At 45.1% G+C, this 16220-nt stretch carries 15 protein-coding genes; 7 read left to right on the top strand and 8 right to left on the bottom strand.

Features of this window, described 5'->3' with window-relative positions; genetic code table 11:
* The first annotated feature begins 95 nt into the window (after nucleotides 1-95).
* Nucleotides 96-635 carry a porin family protein gene (locus QQL36_RS23245; RefSeq protein ID WP_321566929.1) on the top strand — a complete coding sequence of 180 codons (540 nt, stop codon included), beginning with the start codon at nucleotides 96-98 and terminating at the stop codon, nucleotides 633-635.
* 43 nt (nucleotides 636-678) lie between these two features.
* On the opposite strand, the gene bioA is transcribed toward QQL36_RS23245, so the two are convergent.
* Nucleotides 679-1941: an adenosylmethionine--8-amino-7-oxononanoate transaminase gene (bioA, locus tag QQL36_RS23240; RefSeq protein ID WP_321566928.1), complete on the bottom strand. Its 1263-nt coding sequence runs from the start codon at nucleotides 1939-1941 to the stop codon at nucleotides 679-681.
* A gap of 39 nt (nucleotides 1942-1980) precedes the next feature.
* Here bioA and QQL36_RS23235 point away from each other — a divergent pair, with 39 nt between their 5' ends.
* On the top strand, nucleotides 1981-2472 hold the full coding sequence (locus tag QQL36_RS23235) for a hypothetical protein (protein ID WP_321566927.1): 492 nt from the start codon (nucleotides 1981-1983) through the stop codon (nucleotides 2470-2472).
* A gap of 90 nt (nucleotides 2473-2562) precedes the next feature.
* On the opposite strand, the gene QQL36_RS23230 is transcribed toward QQL36_RS23235, so the two are convergent.
* From QQL36_RS23230 to QQL36_RS23200, 7 genes are all read right to left on the bottom strand, one after another.
* Nucleotides 2563-3717 carry a hypothetical protein gene (locus tag QQL36_RS23230; RefSeq protein WP_321566926.1) on the bottom strand — a complete coding sequence of 385 codons (1155 nt, stop codon included), beginning with the start codon at nucleotides 3715-3717 and terminating at the stop codon, nucleotides 2563-2565.
* Complete coding sequence (locus tag QQL36_RS23225; RefSeq protein ID WP_321566925.1) at nucleotides 3704-6820, bottom strand: efflux RND transporter permease subunit; 3117 nt, start codon at nucleotides 6818-6820, stop codon at nucleotides 3704-3706. The genes QQL36_RS23230 and QQL36_RS23225 overlap by 14 nt, the downstream gene beginning before the upstream one ends.
* 12 nt (nucleotides 6821-6832) lie before the next feature.
* Complete coding sequence (locus QQL36_RS23220; RefSeq protein WP_321566924.1) at nucleotides 6833-7891, bottom strand: efflux RND transporter periplasmic adaptor subunit; 1059 nt, start codon at nucleotides 7889-7891, stop codon at nucleotides 6833-6835.
* A gap of 8 nt (nucleotides 7892-7899) precedes the next feature.
* Nucleotides 7900-9240: a TolC family protein gene (locus QQL36_RS23215; protein WP_321566923.1), complete on the bottom strand. Its 1341-nt coding sequence runs from the start codon at nucleotides 9238-9240 to the stop codon at nucleotides 7900-7902.
* A gap of 108 nt (nucleotides 9241-9348) precedes the next feature.
* Nucleotides 9349-10101: a LytR/AlgR family response regulator transcription factor gene (locus tag QQL36_RS23210; RefSeq protein ID WP_083723146.1), complete on the bottom strand. Its 753-nt coding sequence runs from the start codon at nucleotides 10099-10101 to the stop codon at nucleotides 9349-9351.
* A complete protein-coding gene (locus tag QQL36_RS23205) occupies nucleotides 10082-11071 on the bottom strand; it encodes a sensor histidine kinase (RefSeq protein WP_179091124.1) in 990 nt (329 codons plus the stop codon). The genes QQL36_RS23210 and QQL36_RS23205 overlap by 20 nt, the downstream gene beginning before the upstream one ends.
* 185 nt (nucleotides 11072-11256) lie before the next feature.
* Entirely contained in the window at nucleotides 11257-11661 is a 405-nt protein-coding gene (locus tag QQL36_RS23200) for a cupin domain-containing protein (protein WP_083723144.1), read from the bottom strand.
* A 178-nt stretch (nucleotides 11662-11839) separates the two neighbouring features.
* Between QQL36_RS23200 and QQL36_RS23195 the strand changes: the two genes are divergently transcribed.
* Genes QQL36_RS23195 through QQL36_RS23175 form a run of 5 tightly spaced genes read left to right on the top strand, consistent with a single transcriptional unit; the run spans nucleotide 11840 to nucleotide 16219 of the window.
* Nucleotides 11840-12433 (top strand): TetR/AcrR family transcriptional regulator, encoded by a 594-nt coding sequence (locus QQL36_RS23195; RefSeq protein ID WP_083723143.1) that lies wholly within the window; start codon nucleotides 11840-11842, stop codon nucleotides 12431-12433.
* Between the two features lie 54 nt (nucleotides 12434-12487).
* A complete protein-coding gene (locus QQL36_RS23190) occupies nucleotides 12488-13723 on the top strand; it encodes a TolC family protein (RefSeq protein WP_321566922.1) in 1236 nt (411 codons plus the stop codon).
* Nucleotides 13720-14601, top strand: a complete 882-nt coding sequence (locus QQL36_RS23185; protein ID WP_321566921.1) for an HlyD family secretion protein — start codon at nucleotides 13720-13722, stop codon at nucleotides 14599-14601. The genes QQL36_RS23190 and QQL36_RS23185 overlap by 4 nt, the downstream gene beginning before the upstream one ends.
* Before the next feature lie 3 nt (nucleotides 14602-14604).
* A complete protein-coding gene (locus QQL36_RS23180; RefSeq protein ID WP_321566920.1) occupies nucleotides 14605-15507 on the top strand; it encodes an ABC transporter ATP-binding protein in 903 nt (300 codons plus the stop codon).
* Nucleotides 15491-16219 carry an ABC transporter ATP-binding protein gene (locus QQL36_RS23175; protein WP_083723139.1) on the top strand — a complete coding sequence of 243 codons (729 nt, stop codon included), beginning with the start codon at nucleotides 15491-15493 and terminating at the stop codon, nucleotides 16217-16219. The genes QQL36_RS23180 and QQL36_RS23175 overlap by 17 nt, the downstream gene beginning before the upstream one ends.
* The last annotated feature ends 1 nt before the right edge of the window (nucleotide 16220 follow it).

Raw genomic sequence — 16220 nt, 5'->3', positions numbered from 1 at the left:
ACAGGCGGCGGCTAATGTTGTAATTTGTCCGGTTCGTAGCGAATGTACTATTGCTCCCCTGGTATAAGCGACAACTTTGCTAAAAATCAAAAATAATGAAAAAACTACTCGCCATTTCGTTCGTCTTAGCATCATCACATTCATTTGGACAATCATTCGCACAAGGGGTATTTAGCAGATTGAGTTTCGGGGTCAAAGCGGGGGTCAACTACAGCGATTATATGAATGCAAATTTTACAACTGATCCATTAATCGGTTTTCATGCAGGAGGAATTGTCAATTTCAGGTTAACCCCAAAATTTTCTATACAGGAAGAATTTTTGTTCTCTTCACAGGGAGCTAAGATTCAGGATGTAGACCAGAAGGTATATTACCTCGCAGTGCCTGTATTATTAAAGTATCGTACACCACTGGGATTGTATGTAGAGGCAGGTGCGCAAGCCGGTATGCGTATGCATGAGGATGTTGAGAATTTTTCAAAGCAATTGGATTATGGAGCGGCGGCTGGCGTAGGGTATCAGAGTAAAATGGGATTAGGGTTTGGGGTAAGGTATGTAGCGGGTGTTTCTTCCGCTGGTAACGTGGGTGATTTCAGAAGCGGAGTGGCGCAGGGTAGCGTATTCTACATTTTTTAATGTTTGAAAGGTGGAGGTCTTAGTGACCTCCACTTATCATCTCTTAGCCGTTTGCATAAACATGACTGATCCAGTCGCGCATGATCCGGATCAGTTTCCGCAATTCATCATCAGTAATAATATAAGCAGGCATCACATACATGACTTTACCAATAGGTCTCAGCCATGCCCCATTTGCCATAGCATAGTCGCGAAAGCCAGCCATCATGCTGTCTTCTTTTAGTTCAATCGCACCAATGGCTCCTACTATTCTTTTATCTGCAATTGCAGGAGATTCAATCTTATCAAATTCATTTCGTATAACTGCATTTATCGCTGCAATACGTTCTAAATAATGGTTCTTTTCTATAATCTCTATGCTTTTTAAAGCAACGGTAGTCGCCAGCGGGTTCCCCATAAATGTAGGCCCATGCATCAGTGCCTTATCATAAGACTCACCTAAAAAACTATTAAAAACACGGGTAGTGGCCAGTGTAGCTGCATGCCCCATATACCCTGCTGTCAATGCTTTTCCAACGATCATAATATCAGGGGTAATACCAGCATGATCTGCTGCGAATAGTTTGCCTGTGCGGCCAAAACCGGTAGCTACTTCATCCAGCACTAAGAGTATATTATATTTATCGCATAACGCTCTCGCCGCTTTCAAATATAAAGGAGAGTAAATTCTAAACCCACCGGCACATTGTACAATAGGTTCGAGTATAAAGCAGGCAATTTCAGGCGCATGTATTTTCAACAGATCTTCCAGCTTCGAAGCTTCTTTTTGAATAGTTGCAGCATCTGCATCAAACCCACCTGCAGGTGTATCTAAAAAATATCCCCTATGCAATACATCCACAAATGCATTAGAGAAATCAGAATCATCCCCCACTTCCATGGCCTTAAATGTATCGCCATGGTAGCCATTCTTCAGTGAGATGATTTTATGTTTTCCTATATGGCCCGTATTTCTCCAATACTGCAATGCCATTTTCAAGGCCACTTCCACCCCAACAGAACCGCTATCAGAATAAAACACATGATTCAATCCAGGAGGTGCAATCTCCACCAACTTATCTGCCAATGCCAATGCAGGCGGATGCGACAACCCACCCAGCATGACATGCGAAAAACTATTGATCTGTTCTATCAATGCATTATTAATGTCTGGATGATTATACCCATGGATCACCGCCCACCACGAAGAAATTCCATCTGTCAATCTGCGTCCATCATCCAGTATCATCTCCGTGCCTTGTCCGGCCACCATTACGGGCACCTGCCCAAGATCCTTCATCTGCCTGTAGGGATACCATAATTTCATGGGCACAAATTTAATGTTTTAAAAGTATCCGGAATATGCATGAAATGTATCCGGGCATCAAAGCCAGTCATTCCGGAATGTCGCGCAAATTTAATGCTTTACCGCGTTGTTCTTCCTTTTGTTCGCAACCAGTCCGGTAGTTCGATTGATTCATCCTGGATTTATATCACAAAAGGATTAAACCATGTTGAAAGAAACAACGATGGCACTTACTATGGTAAGGCCCCTGCTGCGATTGTTGACCTGAAGGTAGCAGTCCGGTACATTCGTCATAATAAAGGGGTATTACCTGGCGATGCGGATTATATCATTTCTACAGGTGTAAGTGCGGGCGGTGCGCTACCTGGTTTGCTGGCTGCTTCTGGTAATTGCCATTTGTATGATGCGTACCTCAACGAAACAGGTGCAGCTGATGAGCCGGATAATATCTATGCCAGTGCATGTTTCTGCCCTATTACAGACTTAGAGCATGCAGATGGTGCCTATGAGTGGATGTATGGAGATAAGAATAGTGATTTTGTAAAGGAATAATTCTATCACACACAAATAAAAAAACAGAGCCCGGTATGAATACCGGGCTCATTGCTTAAACCTACAACTTCGTTACACATTTTGTAACTATCAAAAAGGTATTAATGATAAATTCAAATTAATATAAGGTGTCGTATCCACTTTGCCATCAAAGAAATAACGATTCGACTTCTCCCACCGTCCATACTGTCTGTACATCACCGGCGTCCATAACCCTGCACTCACTCCTGCCAGCAATAACTTACCCAGTTTGTATTCTACCCCCGGCCCTGTCTTCAGATCCAGCGTGCTGAAATTCGCATTTCGCGGTATATTAGGTGAGCTATAGTTGAAGAAGGATACAGAGGAGGATAAGATCGTTCCGAAGCTCGCCCAGCAATTTTTGCTCAGGGTCTTCCGTAAGGTCAATTGCTGTGGGATCGTGAAATTCAGATCAACCCCATTCGGCAACTGCTTTTGATAAACAAGCAATGGAATGACCGGTGTGATGTTGGTAGGATCAATGATCACCTGTATACCTACCATCAATGTGGTCTGCGCTGATTTTTTCAGTAAGATCATTCCATTTCCCATCACCGCATACTTATTAATACCGCCACCATCACCTGTTAAAAGGACCACACTGGCCGATGAGACAAACATACGGCCAAACAGGGAATCTACTCTGCGATAGGTGGTGGTCAGGCCTACAGTATTTTTGGATAATGAAGATTCCGTAATATCCAGGCCCTTTATATCAGAAAGCTGATAATTCGTACGCGCATAGAGGATAGTTGCCGTCACCATGCCACTCTTCCCCCAATTCTTAACCGGGAGATTTAGCAGTGCTTCTGTACGTTGCTGTCCAAAATCGCTGCTCAATATGTTCTTCCCTTTTAAGTTCCCTTCCAGTTGCCCCCTGCTGATGAACGTCGTAGAGATCATTGCAGGGCGCATGCCAGGACTTTTAAGCAGGAGATCTACGATATAGGCCTTTTTCAATTGGACCTTCGCCAGCGAATCCTGCACTATTGCAAAGCGTGCGGATGAGTCGTGTGCGCTTGCAGTGGGTGCAAGTGAATCCTGAGCACTTGTAAAGCGCGTGAGTGAGTCCTGCGCCCTTGCAAAGCGTGGAGGTGGATCCTGTGCTCTTACAGTGCGCGCAGGTGAGTCCTCCACTTTTTCAGTGCGTGCCAGTGAATCCTGTGCACTTGCTGCTATCAGGAACGCCAGTGCACAGAACAATGTACTACTAATGAGCTTCATGGTACGCGGGTTGCTTTTTCTTTTGTAAACGTATTTTAAGTTTATCAATGATCAGGTACATCGCCGGTACTACAAACAACGTCAGGATCATAGAACTCGTCAAACCACCAATGATCACCCACGCCATCCCGTTCTTGACCTCAGAACCCGCTCCCGTGGCCAACGCAATCGGCAACATACCAAAGATCATCGCCAGAGTCGTCATCAGGATCGGACGTAAACGCTCCTCTCCTGCTTCTACCAGTGCATCTTCTACCTTAGCACCCTTCTCTTTCAAATGATTGGTAAAGTCCACGATCAGGATCGCATTCTTTGACACGAGACCTAACAACATGATCACACCAATAATAGAGAAGATATTCAGCGTCTCCATACTCAGTGCCAGTGCCAGCAGTGCACCGACCAATGCCACCGGAATAGAGAACAATACTACGAATGGATAGATCACACTTTCATACAGCGCCACCATGATCAGGTATACCAACAGGATCGCTGTGATCAATGCCAGTCCCAGACTTCCAAAAGCATCGCCCTGGTTCTTTACGTCACCGAGGTATTCAATGGACACGCCTTCGGGTAGTTTTACGCTGGCTACTTTTTCTTTGATCTCTGTCGCCACTGTACCTGTCGGCCTGCCTGCCACGTTTGCATTCACCGTGATAGAGTTGAGCCGGTCGCTGCGTTCCAGCACACTTTCACCTATTCCTTCTTTTATTTCGGCGAACTGACTCATCACAAATGTTTGCCCATCATTATTCGTAAATGAAAGATTTCTTACATTATTGATATCTGATCTGTTAAAACGATCCAGGCTTACAAGAATGTCGTATTCATTGCCTGATTGCTTGAATTTACTCTTATCGTTTCCACTGAATGCATTCTGCAAAGCCCCCCCTACCTGGCTGGCATTGAGCCCTAACAAGGTCATTTTCTCTCTATCCAATTTCACTTCTATCTGTGGCTTCGGGTCTTTTACTGAGAGCTGTACGAACTGTGTACCCGGCACACCCGCTGTAATCTTCATGTATTGCTCCGCCACACCACGCACGTCTTTCAGGTTCACACCTTTCACGGCAATCTGGATGGGTGCTGTGCTGGCATTGCCCGTGATAGAAGTCGGTGATGCCGTTACTTTCACACCAGGGACGCTGGCGGTCAACTCACGCTGCATCATGATACCGAATTCCTCCGCTGTCATGTCTCGTTTCTTTGCATCTACAAGCGTCACGGTCAGCTCCGCCTTATTACTGTTATTACCTGTACCGGCCACACCACCTGTCAGGAAGCCGATACTGGAAAAGACCTTGTCTACTTCCGGTCTGGCAAGGATGTGTTTCTCCACTTGTTGTGTCAGCATATTTGTCTGGTAAATAGACGCATCCGGAGCCAATTCCAGGTTGATCATCAGCTCCCCCTGGTCTCCTGAAGGGATGAAAGCAGCGCCTACAAATCCTTTGACAACCAGCATAATAGAACCTATAATCAGAATGATCACACCGGATAACAGGTATCGTTTTTTATGCAGACTTACCTTCAATAATTTACCATAGTTTTCTTTGATCACATCAATAATATGTTCGAATCCCAGGTTGAGTCTACCCCACCAGGTATCTTTAGTAAGATGTTCCAATCTGCCGAAACGGCTGGCTAACATAGGCGTTACCGTGAAGGATACGAACAGGCTCATTAAGGTAGATATCACCACTACTAATGAAAACTCTCTTAAGATCATACCGATGATCCCACCGGCCATAGCCAGTGGCAGGAACACCACCACATCCACCAGTGTGATCGCCATGGCTGTAAAGCCAATTTCATTACGACCATCAAGGGCAGCCTGTTTCCGATCCGTTCCTGCTTCCAGGTGTCGATAAATGTTTTCCAGCACCACAATGGAGTCATCCACCAGAATCCCCACCACCAGCGAGAGCGCCATCAGCGTCATCAGGTTCAGCGAGAAGCCCAGCAGATACATGGCGATAAATGTAGGAATCATAGAAGATGGCAATGCCACCATCACAAACATAGAACTACGGAAGCTATGCAGGAAAGCCAGCATCACAACTCCTACGATGATTACCGCCAGCACTAAGTCTTCCATTACAGCATCCGCAGAGCGAAGGGTGTAGGTAGACTGGTCTGAGGATATCGTGAATTTTACTTTGCTGTCTTTATACTGTTGTTCAAGATTGGCAAATGCTTTCTTTACATCACGGCTTACATTCACGGCATTTGCATCTGATTGCTTCACGATCTGAATACCAATAGAAGGAAGTCCATTGATATGGTTGATAGCCGTCGCTTTGGCAGTAGCATCCACAACTTCAGCTACATCTTTTAAAAATACGCTGCCGCCACCCGGACGTTGTACCACGATCAGCTCACTGATCTGTGACACTGAAGTAACGTTCGCATCATACTGGATGGTCACCTGCTGGTTCAGTGTCTCGATACTACCTGCAGGGAATGACTGGTTCGCATTGTTCACAGCATCTGTCACCTGCGTGATGGTGATACCGTAGGCATTGAGTTTACCCTGATCTACGTTTACCTGTATCTCACGTTCATCACCACCGATGATGTTTACCTGTCCTACACCGGATACGTTTTGTAAGATGGGGCGCAGTTGCTTATCGACCAGGTCATACAATGCACGGGGAGCGAGTGTAGAAGTAACACCGGCCTTCACCACCGGCGCTTCTTCCAGGTTTACTTTATTTACCAAAGGTTTATCGATATCCTTTGGCAGGTCATTCTGTGCCTGATCTGCTTTACGCTGGATATCTGCTTCTGCTCTGTCGATGTTGGTACCACTCTTGAAGGTAATGACTACCTGTGATACACCTTCCTGTGATTTGGAGGTGATCTTATCCAGACCTTCTACAGAAGCAAAGGCATCTTCCAGTTTCTTTGTCACGGATGTTTCCACTTCAGAAGCGGAGGCCCCTGCATAGACTGTGCTCACTGTTACAGTAGGCACTTCCATCTTGGGCAGCAGGTTATAATTCAGGCTATGATAACATTCCAGTCCGAAAAGTATCAGCACCGTAAATATTACAAGTATTAATAGAGGCCGTTTTACGGCAATTTCTGCTATTGACATGAGGGTGCTTTTTTATTTTGACACACTGACTGGAGTACCATCTTTCAGGTTGATCTGACCGGAAGTAACGACGGAGTCACCTGCCTGCAAACCACTGATCACCTGCATCAAACCTCCCATTTCAGTACCGGTCTGGATGATCTGCTGATGTACTACATTATTCTTCACTACATATACAGAAGCGTTCTTCACGCTCTCTGTCAGGGCTTCTCTCGGGATCACCAGGAATTGTTCCTGTGTCTTCCTCGAGAAATCGGCGTATACGAATGTACCGGAGCGGAGGATGGACTGTGTGGCATTGTCCGTCATGATCTCTACCAGGTAGTTGTGTGTCTGATCGGCCTGTGGGCTGATAAAACTGATGGTACCGGAGAATTCCTTACCGGGATACACATCAGCGGTGATCTTTACTTTCTGCCCGTTTGTTACTTTGTAGACTTCTGCTTCTGTCAGGTTCACCTGTACTTTTGCTTTGTTCAGGTTTACGATAGTGGCGATCTCCGTACCTGCATTTACAAATACCCCCTGTTCTACCGGTTTAGCGCTGATGATCCCACTGGTAGGTGCTTTGATGGCGGCATCCGCGAGTTTCTTCCGGGCCTGGTCTACCTGGTTCAGAGCAGTCTGGTAGTTATTTTTTATTTCATTTACCTTCTCCTGTGTGGCGGCTTTTCCTTTCAGAAGTTCGGTGTAGGTATCGAGGTCATTACGGAGCTTAGCAGCATCTGTTTCTGCTTTTTGTAGTTCCAGCTGTGCCTGTCGTGTATCCGTAATAGCGAGTACCTGTTCCTGTTTTACCTGGTCTCCCAGTTCAAAGCGCACCTGTGTAAGGGTACCGCCGCTCATGGCTACGACCTTTGCTTCTTTGAACGGTGCAATGTTACCAGTCTTTACAATGTTGATTTCGAGCAACTGTTCCTTTGCAACGGCTACCTTTACCGGTATCTGTACCTGGGTCACAGGTGCCTGCCTATTTTTTTCGTTCAGCTTTTTCTTATTGACAGCCAGTTTGTAAACGATCAATCCGATGATCAGGATAACGACTAAACTTACGATGTACTTCGTTTTCATATTGCTATTTATAGAGCCAGGTAAAAGGTCTTGAGTGATCCACCCGCTTTTTCGAGATCGATACGGGCGAGGAAGAAATTATATACGGAGCTCAGGTAATTGTTCTGCGCTTCTTTCAGTGAGTTCTGGGCATTGAGCCAATCGGTCATGTCCGTGGTACCTTTCTGGTATTGCAGATTGGTAGTGGTGAACACAGATTGCGCCAGTTCTATATTGCGCCGGTTATTGTCCATATTGCCCTGCTCCTGTATTACTTTGGTGCGGGCATTCTGGTATTCCATTGCGTATTTACCTTCGTCTATTTTTAATTGTTCGATTGCATTCAGGTGTTTGTATTTTGCCTGTGACGATTGCGCATTACGCTTATAGAAATCGAGAATGGGAATACTGAGTTTGATACCTATGGCGGAATAAGTAGCCAGTGATTTGAAAGACTCATTCAGGTTATCGCCATAACCAACTGCACCATAACGGGCATATGCGGTGAGTCGTGGATAGATACCATTGCGGAGGCGCTGCTCATCTATGGCCAGCATTTTCTCATTGACCTGTGAAATACGGAAATCCAGGCGGTTCGCAGCTGAAAAGGTATTCGCATCTGGCGCGGCGATAGCCAGGTTATTAAAGGCTTTAGCAGCTTCCACACTGTCTACAGTGATCGTATCAGTGAGCGGAAATCCCATTTCATATTTGAGCTGATTGTAAGATAAAGTAAGGTTACTTTCTGCAACGTGTATTTTAGACACGGTATTGTTGTAGTCAACGGTTACTTTGTCCAGTTCTTTCTGCAATACGGTGCCTTTGTTTACCTGCTGACTGGTGATGTCCATCTGTTCGTGGTAGTTGTCCAGATTCGTATGCAGGAGAGATAGCTGTTCCCTGTACACGAAGATCTGTGCAAAAGCACTGCTGATATTGTATATGATGGTCTCGTTATTCTGCTGCACATTCAGGTCGGCAGATTCCCTGTTATATTTATTCGCCTTGAGACCGGTGAGCAAAGACTGATCGAAAATGGTTTGATCCAGTTGTGCTACAGGGTTAGTATTGAATTTCTTGGTAAATGCAACACGAATATCGTGGTCGCCGAATATACCGGCAGGAATCACGGTTTCCTGTACTTTCAGGTTGTCGTCGATAGAGCCTGAGATACTAACACTGGGCAGGTAAGCGGCCAGTGCTTCGCGGGCTTTGGCATCTGCAGCTTTTTTATCATTGGCATACACAACATTGCTACGGTGGTTTTTCAAACCGTATTCAATGCAGCTCTTGAGTGTCCAGTTGTTCTGGGCATAAGAGGCACCATTGATTAGCAATAATCCTGCAATAAGTAGTTTTTTCTTCATCATATAACTATGCAATGAGACAAAACTACAGACTACATTTGCGCCATTTATTTAAATATGAATGAAAAGCGCAAATAGGGAAATGAAGTGAGCAAAAATGGAAATGAAGTGTCACTGCTCTATCCAGCGTAAAAAGTCCTGTGCCTTAAGGCGGCTTACGATAATCTTTTCCGGGGTTTTACAGTTCGTCTTGATTATCAATCTCCGGTTGAAGTAATGTTCAATATCCGTGATACTTTCCCTGTGTAATATAAATTGGCGGTTGGCCCTGAAGAAGTCATTGCGGTTCAGCATGTTCTCCAGTTGGTCGATGGTGTACTGGATCGTGTAATCCTGATCGTTGCGGGTATGGAGGGTTACCACACCATTGGCGGCATGTATATAGGCAAGATCGGTTACCTTGACGGGCACCATTTTCTCCCTGTAATGTACGAGGATGGTATGGCGGTAGGCATTTTCCATTTGGGTCATGGCCTTCGTCAGACTTTGCTGGTAGGTATTGTAATGGTCTTTGATACGATGAAATTTCTTCAGACTCCTTTCTACCTGGGCTTCTTCCAGTGGTTTTAGCAGATAGTCGATACTATTGGATTCAAAAGCCTGAATGGCATACTGGTCAAAGGCGGTACAGAAAATGATTGGCGCATTCACCGATACTTCGCGATAGATTTCAAAACAGAGGCCATCGCCCAACTGGATATCTGAAAATATCAGGTCAGGTGCAGGGTTTTCCCTGAACCAACGGATGGCAGCCACTACAGAGGGCAATACCTGCAGAACGCGGATTTCGCTGTCGATATTGGTGAGGATGTCTTGTAATTCTCTGGCTGTTTTACGCTCGTCTTCAATGATAATAACGTTCATGGCTAATGACTGGTAGATGTACAGTAAAACTTTCGTCGGTGTTGTCGATGGTAATTTGTTTATCGAACAATAACAGGAAGCGTTCGTTGATATTCTGCAAACCTAATTTGGTACTCTCTACGGGGTACTTTTTGGGCTGGCGGATATTTTTGACTGTGACTGTTTCATTTTCAATAAAGATCTCTATCAGCAAAGGTGTTTCCGGGGAGAGCGCATTGTGCTTAATGGCATTTTCTATTAAGAGCTGAATGGCTAAAGGTGGTATCAGGTAATTGTGATACTGCTCAGGAATATTGATCTGTACTTTCAGATCACCTTCGAAACGCTGATAGAGAATGTATAAATAAGAGTCGATAAAGTTCAGTTCATCAACGAGCTTCGTGATCTGGTGTTCATTGATGTTCAGCAGGTAACGATATACGTGGGATAGCTGCACCACAAAGTCCTTGGTGTCTTTATCATGAGCGATGTGCTTGAGCGTACTGAGAGAATTGAACAGGAAATGAGGGCTGATCTGTTGTTGTAAGGAGAGCAGCTGTGCACGGAGGTGAGCCTGCTTAAGATGCTCATTTTCAAGTTGTGTTTTTTGCAGCACGATGTTGACAGCCAGCGAGCTCCATACGATGTGACAAAACATACTGATAAAAAATGCACCGATGATGATGCGTAAAAAATCGGCATACGTATGATGAAATACCATGTCCTGAAATAAAAACCTGCTCGGAATTATAATTACTGAAAGGTAATTGAGACAAAATGCCACCAGCATGGCGGCGGCTATCCGGACAATGGGACGGAGTTGTTTGCTGACTCCTTTGGGCTCGTGTAACCTGAGAAACCCGTGTACCATCCAGCAGGCGAATGTAGTAATGGTAATCATGGAAAAGTACTCCAGGAACGTCCGGATATTGTGGAAGTTAAAATCCTTTAATCTCATCAGGACTGTTCCGCCGCCGAGGATGAAAATCATGATGAAACACCATTTTAACTGGTATGAGTGTGACATCTGCAAATGTACATACAAATTAAAATTACAGGGAAATTAAGGGGTTAAAATGCGCATAATGGGACTTGAAATGAACAAGGAGGAGATATGAAATGGAAAAACCCTGCCGAAGGCGATCGGCAGGTATTATGACGGTTGGCCAACTGCAATTACTCATGCGTTTTGTTATACTGTTCTTCCGTTACCTGTTCCATCCAATCTACGGGGGAACCATTTAGTTTTTCCTGTATGGCGATGTGGCTCATGCCAGTGGTGGCAGTAGCGCCGTGCCAGTGTTTTTCACCGGGGGTAAACCACACGACATCGCCAGGGTGAATTTCCTCCCTGGGACCGCCTTCCTTTTGTACCCAACCACTGCCAGCGGTGACGATCAGGGTCTGCCCTAAGGGGTGAGTATGCCAGGCAGTACGGGCGCCGGGTTCAAAAGTGACCAGGGCCATGGCTACGCGGGCCGGATCGGGAGGATTATTTAAAGGATCAATTCTAACAGACCCAGTGAAGTACTCGGCGGGGCCTTTTCCTGATGGCTGAGTGCCGGTTCTGATTATTTCCATGACTATTCTAACAAGTTTTCTTGCCACAAAGTTATGGCGTGTTTTTGGGAGGCATTAACGATATTCAAATAGAAGCTTAAGAAAATCAAATAATCTGCTCTATTTTGTAAAATTCCTCCCCCTATAAAACTTTAATCATTTGTTTAAATCAATATTTTAACTTTACCTTTGTACAATCATGGAAGAGAAGAGCATTTCAACGGAAGAAAAGATTAAAGCCGCCGCCAGGACGATTTTCACCAGAAAAGGGTATGCCGCTACCAAGACCCGTGACATTGCAGAAGAGGCTGGAATGAACCTGGCCCTGTTGAATTATTACTTCCGTAGTAAGGAGAAGTTGTTTTCAATTGTGATGGCCGAAAACCTGAAAAAGCTGTTTGGCATACTGGCGCCGACGCTGAATGATAAAAGTAAATCGCTGGATGAGAAGATTGCTTATATCGCCACAAGTTATATAGATATGCTTTTTCTGAATCCGGACCTGCCTTTATTTGTGCTGAGTGAATTGAGGCAAAACCCTGTCTGGCTGCGGGAAACGCTGAATGTAGATGCCTATGTGATCGGGTCCCACTTTATGCAGCAGTTACAGGAGAAAAAGAAAGATATCAATCCGATACATTTCCTGATGTCGTTTTTGGGGATGCTGATCTTTCCATTTGCCGCCCGGCCCATACTGCAGGGAACCGCAGCATTAACCGATGAACAGTATAATCAGCTAATGGAAGAACGTAAGAAGCTGATTCCCATCTGGCTGAAATGTATGCTTGAATAAGCTGCATTTTTTTTGCCTACGCATTAATCATTTGATTAAACAATATGTTTAAATATGAAATACTACGTCCTGCTACTATTATTTTCGTTGTCTGCCAGGGGGCAACTCACCTTGCCGGAATGCCACCGGCTGGCGGAACAGCATTATCCGCTGACGAAAAGATATGACCTGATCAGCAAATCGGCGGCGTACACGATTGACAACCTGAAAAAGGGATACCTACCGCAGTTTTCCCTGAATGCACAGGCCACTTACCAATCTGCCGTGACGCAGATACCGATCAGCATACCGGGGGTGAACATACCAGCCTTGAACAAGGACCAATATAAGGCCACGGCGCAACTGGACCAGGTGATTTATGATGGAGGTGAAATTGCGAAACAGCAGGAGCTGCAAAAGAGCAATGAGGTCGTGTCAAGGCAGCAGTTGCAGGCAGATCTGTATGCGCTCAAAGACAGAATTAACCAGCTGTATTTTGGGATTCTGCTGGCGGATGAACAGTTGAAACAAAATGACCTGATGCTGGCAGACCTGCAACTGGGGTTGAAGAAAACACAGGCCGCGCTGGATAATGGGACGGCTTTTCGGAGTAATGCAGATCTGATCAATGCAGAAATACTGGCTACCCAGCAACATAATATTGAAATTGCCAGTAGCCGCGAGGCTTATGCTAACATGCTCTCTTTATTTATTGGTGCTCCGGTCACCTCGTTGGAGAAACCAGCTTCTTTATCGCTCAACGATAGCATTCATCGTCCGGAATTATTATCCTTTGATGCGCAACAGAGATCTTTACTGCTACAGGATCAGCTATTGACGGTAGGTACCCGGCCCAAGGTTGGTTTCTATATTCAGGGGGGATATGGCCGACCAGGATTGAATATGCTGGACAATAGTTTTCGGGCTTACTATCTCGGAGGTATTCGCTTCAGCTGGTCTCCTTCAGCCTTTTACACCCTGAAGAAAAAGAGAGCGCAGATCGTCGTAAACCAGCAGGAAATAGCGGTACAAAAAGAAACCTTCTTGTTTAACACAGCTATGACTGTACAACAGGAATCTGCGGCAGTGAACAAATACCAGCAATTAATGACGTCTGACGATGCAATTATCAAATTGCGTTCACAGGTCAAAACTGCGGCTATCGCCCAATTGGAGAATGGCGTGATCACCGGCAATGACTTTCTGAAAGAAGTAAATGATGAAAATCTGGCCAGACAAAATAAGTCCCTCCACGAAATGCAATGGCTGCTCTCACAATATAATCAACAAACTACTACAGGTAATCTATGAAAAAGCATCTAATCATACTCATACTCGTCGCTGCTACCCTCTCAGCTTGTAATAAAAAAGAAGCAGCATACGACGCATCCGGAACTTTCGAAGCAGTGGAAACGATTGTATCTGCAGAGGCTTCCGGCAATATCAAATCACTGGATGTTGAAGAAGGACAAGTGCTGAAAGCCGGTCAGGTAGTGGGTTATATCGACAGCATTCAACTCATACTGAAAAAGAAACAATTACAGGCACAGATCAGTGCAGTACTGAGCGGCCGTCCGGATATCTCTGCACAAACTGCCGCTTTGCAGGAACAACTGAGACAGGCAGAAAGAGAAAGAGATCGTACGGAGAATTTACTCAAAGCAGATGCTGCGACCCGCAAACAACTGGATGATGCAGTTTCACAGGTAGCTATTGTGAAAAAACAAATCGCCGCGACACAGTCTTCTCTCGGTATTACGACTACCAACCTAAAAGATCAGGCAGCCCCTTTACAGGCACAGATCCAACAAATCGATGATCAACTGGATAAATGCAGACTAACAAATCCTATTGATGGCACTGTCCTTACCAAGTATGCAGAAGCAGGCGAAGTAACGAGTCCCGGCAAGGCCGTGTACAAGATCGCTGCTTTGAATACCATCATTTTAAGAGCCTACCTGACGGGGGATCAGCTGTCTCTTGTAAAACCTGGTCAACAGGTGAAAGTATTGGTTGATAACATGAAGGATCAAACAGGCACCATCGAATGGATCAGTAATAAAGCAGAGTTCACCCCTAAGACGATTCAGACAAAAGATGAAAGAGCCAACCTCGTATATGCCCTCAAAGTGCGCGTACATAATGACGGATTTCTGAAAATAGGGATGTACGGAGAGATTAAATTATAACTTATGGATGCTATAATCGTCAACAAACTGCGTAAGGTGTACCAGGATAAAACAGCCGTGGATGATGTATCCTTTGCTGTAAAGAAAGGGGAGCTATTTGGCCTGATCGGCCCTGATGGCGCGGGCAAGACGAGTATCTTCCGGGTTTTAACCACCTTGTTACTACCAGATGGAGGAAGTGCTACCGTAGATGGTTTTGATGTGGTCCGCGATTATAAAGCGATCCGCAAACGGGCGGGATATATGCCCGGGAAGTTTTCGCTGTACCAGGACCTGACCGTGGAAGAGAACCTGAATTTCTTTGCAACGGTGTTTAATACCACCATAGCCGAGAATTATGATTTGATAAAAGACATCTATGTACAGATCGAGCCTTTCAAAAAAAGGCGGGCAGGGAAACTCTCCGGTGGAATGAAACAAAAGCTGGCATTGTGTTGTGCGCTCATCCACCGGCCATCGGTGCTGTTTTTAGATGAGCCGACAACGGGTGTCGATCCCGTATCCAGAAAAGAATTCTGGGAGATGTTGCGGCAATTGAAAAAACAGGAGATCACCATCATTGTGTCTACACCTTATATGGATGAAGCAGATCTATGTGATAGAATTGCATTGATACAGGATGGAAAAATATTGTCTATTGATACACCATCAGACATCGTGCATGCATTTGCAGACAAATTGTATGCAGTGAAAGCGGACCAGATGCACCGGTTGCTCAAAGCCCTGCAGGCATCTTCGCTTGTTAAAGACAGCTATGCATTTGGAGAATATGCGCATGTAATTTTTGAAGGCGATCTGCAACAGGAGCTAACTTCACAGGATTTGACAGGAATAGAGATAAAACCTACACCCGTGACTATTGAAGACTGTTTTATTAAACTATTGAAAGATGATCAAAACAGATAAACTAACCAAGCGCTTCGGCGATTTCATTGCAACAAATGAAATCACTTTTGAAGTAGCCAAAGGCGAGATCTTCGGATTCCTGGGCGCCAATGGTGCAGGCAAAACAACTGCTATGCGCATGCTCTGCGGACTGTCCACACCGAGTTCTGGCAGTGCGACCATCGCGGGTTTTGATGTCTATAAACAAACGGAACAGATCAAAAAGAACATCGGGTACATGAGCCAGAAGTTCTCCTTATATGAAGACCTGACGGTAACAGAGAATATCCGGTTCTTTGGTGGTATTTATGGTTTGAGCAATCAACAACTTAAAACCAAGAGTCAGCAACTGATCCATGACTTAGGCCTTGAAAAAGAAGCGAAGAAACTAGTGGGTTCCCTCCCACTCGGCTGGAAACAAAAACTCTCATTTTCTATAGCTGTATTGCACGAACCGAAGATCGTATTCCTGGATGAACCAACTGGCGGCGTAGATCCTATTACCCGCAGACAATTCTGGAACCTGATCTATGATGCGGCAGACAGCGGCGTAACAGTATTCGTGACCACCCACTACATGGACGAAGCAGAATATTGTAACCGTATTTCTATTATGGTGGATGGTCGTATTAAAGCGTTGGACACACCCCATAATCTGAAGAATACATACCATGCTTCCAGCATGGATGAAGTCTTTTACGCACTGGCCCGCAGTGCAAAACGTAGCGAATGAT

The organism is Chitinophaga sp. LS1, from assembly GCF_034274695.1.
Lineage (GTDB): Bacteria > Bacteroidota > Bacteroidia > Chitinophagales > Chitinophagaceae > Chitinophaga.
Note: the sequence above shows the minus strand (reverse complement) of the source record. Positions and strands in the feature narration are given on the sequence as shown.

Bases quoted from the DNA above. Each gene is read 5' to 3' on its own strand.
- QQL36_RS23245 (WP_321566929.1), top strand. From the start codon at position 96: ATGAAAAAACTACTCGCCATTTCGTTCGTCTTAGCATCATCACATTCA.
- bioA (WP_321566928.1), bottom strand. From the start codon at position 1,941: ATGAAATTATGGTATCCCTACAGGCAGATGAAGGATCTTGGGCAGGTG.
- QQL36_RS23235 (WP_321566927.1), top strand. From the start codon at position 1,981: ATGAAATGTATCCGGGCATCAAAGCCAGTCATTCCGGAATGTCGCGCA.
- QQL36_RS23230 (WP_321566926.1), bottom strand. From the start codon at position 3,717: ATGAAGCTCATTAGTAGTACATTGTTCTGTGCACTGGCGTTCCTGATA.
- QQL36_RS23225 (WP_321566925.1), bottom strand. From the start codon at position 6,820: ATGTCAATAGCAGAAATTGCCGTAAAACGGCCTCTATTAATACTTGTA.
- QQL36_RS23220 (WP_321566924.1), bottom strand. From the start codon at position 7,891: ATGAAAACGAAGTACATCGTAAGTTTAGTCGTTATCCTGATCATCGGA.
- QQL36_RS23215 (WP_321566923.1), bottom strand. From the start codon at position 9,240: ATGATGAAGAAAAAACTACTTATTGCAGGATTATTGCTAATCAATGGT.
- QQL36_RS23210 (WP_083723146.1), bottom strand. From the start codon at position 10,101: ATGAACGTTATTATCATTGAAGACGAGCGTAAAACAGCCAGAGAATTA.
- QQL36_RS23205 (WP_179091124.1), bottom strand. From the start codon at position 11,071: ATGATTTTCATCCTCGGCGGCGGAACAGTCCTGATGAGATTAAAGGAT.
- QQL36_RS23200 (WP_083723144.1), bottom strand. From the start codon at position 11,661: ATGGAAATAATCAGAACCGGCACTCAGCCATCAGGAAAAGGCCCCGCC.
- QQL36_RS23195 (WP_083723143.1), top strand. From the start codon at position 11,840: ATGGAAGAGAAGAGCATTTCAACGGAAGAAAAGATTAAAGCCGCCGCC.
- QQL36_RS23190 (WP_321566922.1), top strand. From the start codon at position 12,488: ATGAAATACTACGTCCTGCTACTATTATTTTCGTTGTCTGCCAGGGGG.
- QQL36_RS23185 (WP_321566921.1), top strand. From the start codon at position 13,720: ATGAAAAAGCATCTAATCATACTCATACTCGTCGCTGCTACCCTCTCA.
- QQL36_RS23180 (WP_321566920.1), top strand. From the start codon at position 14,605: ATGGATGCTATAATCGTCAACAAACTGCGTAAGGTGTACCAGGATAAA.
- QQL36_RS23175 (WP_083723139.1), top strand. From the start codon at position 15,491: ATGATCAAAACAGATAAACTAACCAAGCGCTTCGGCGATTTCATTGCA.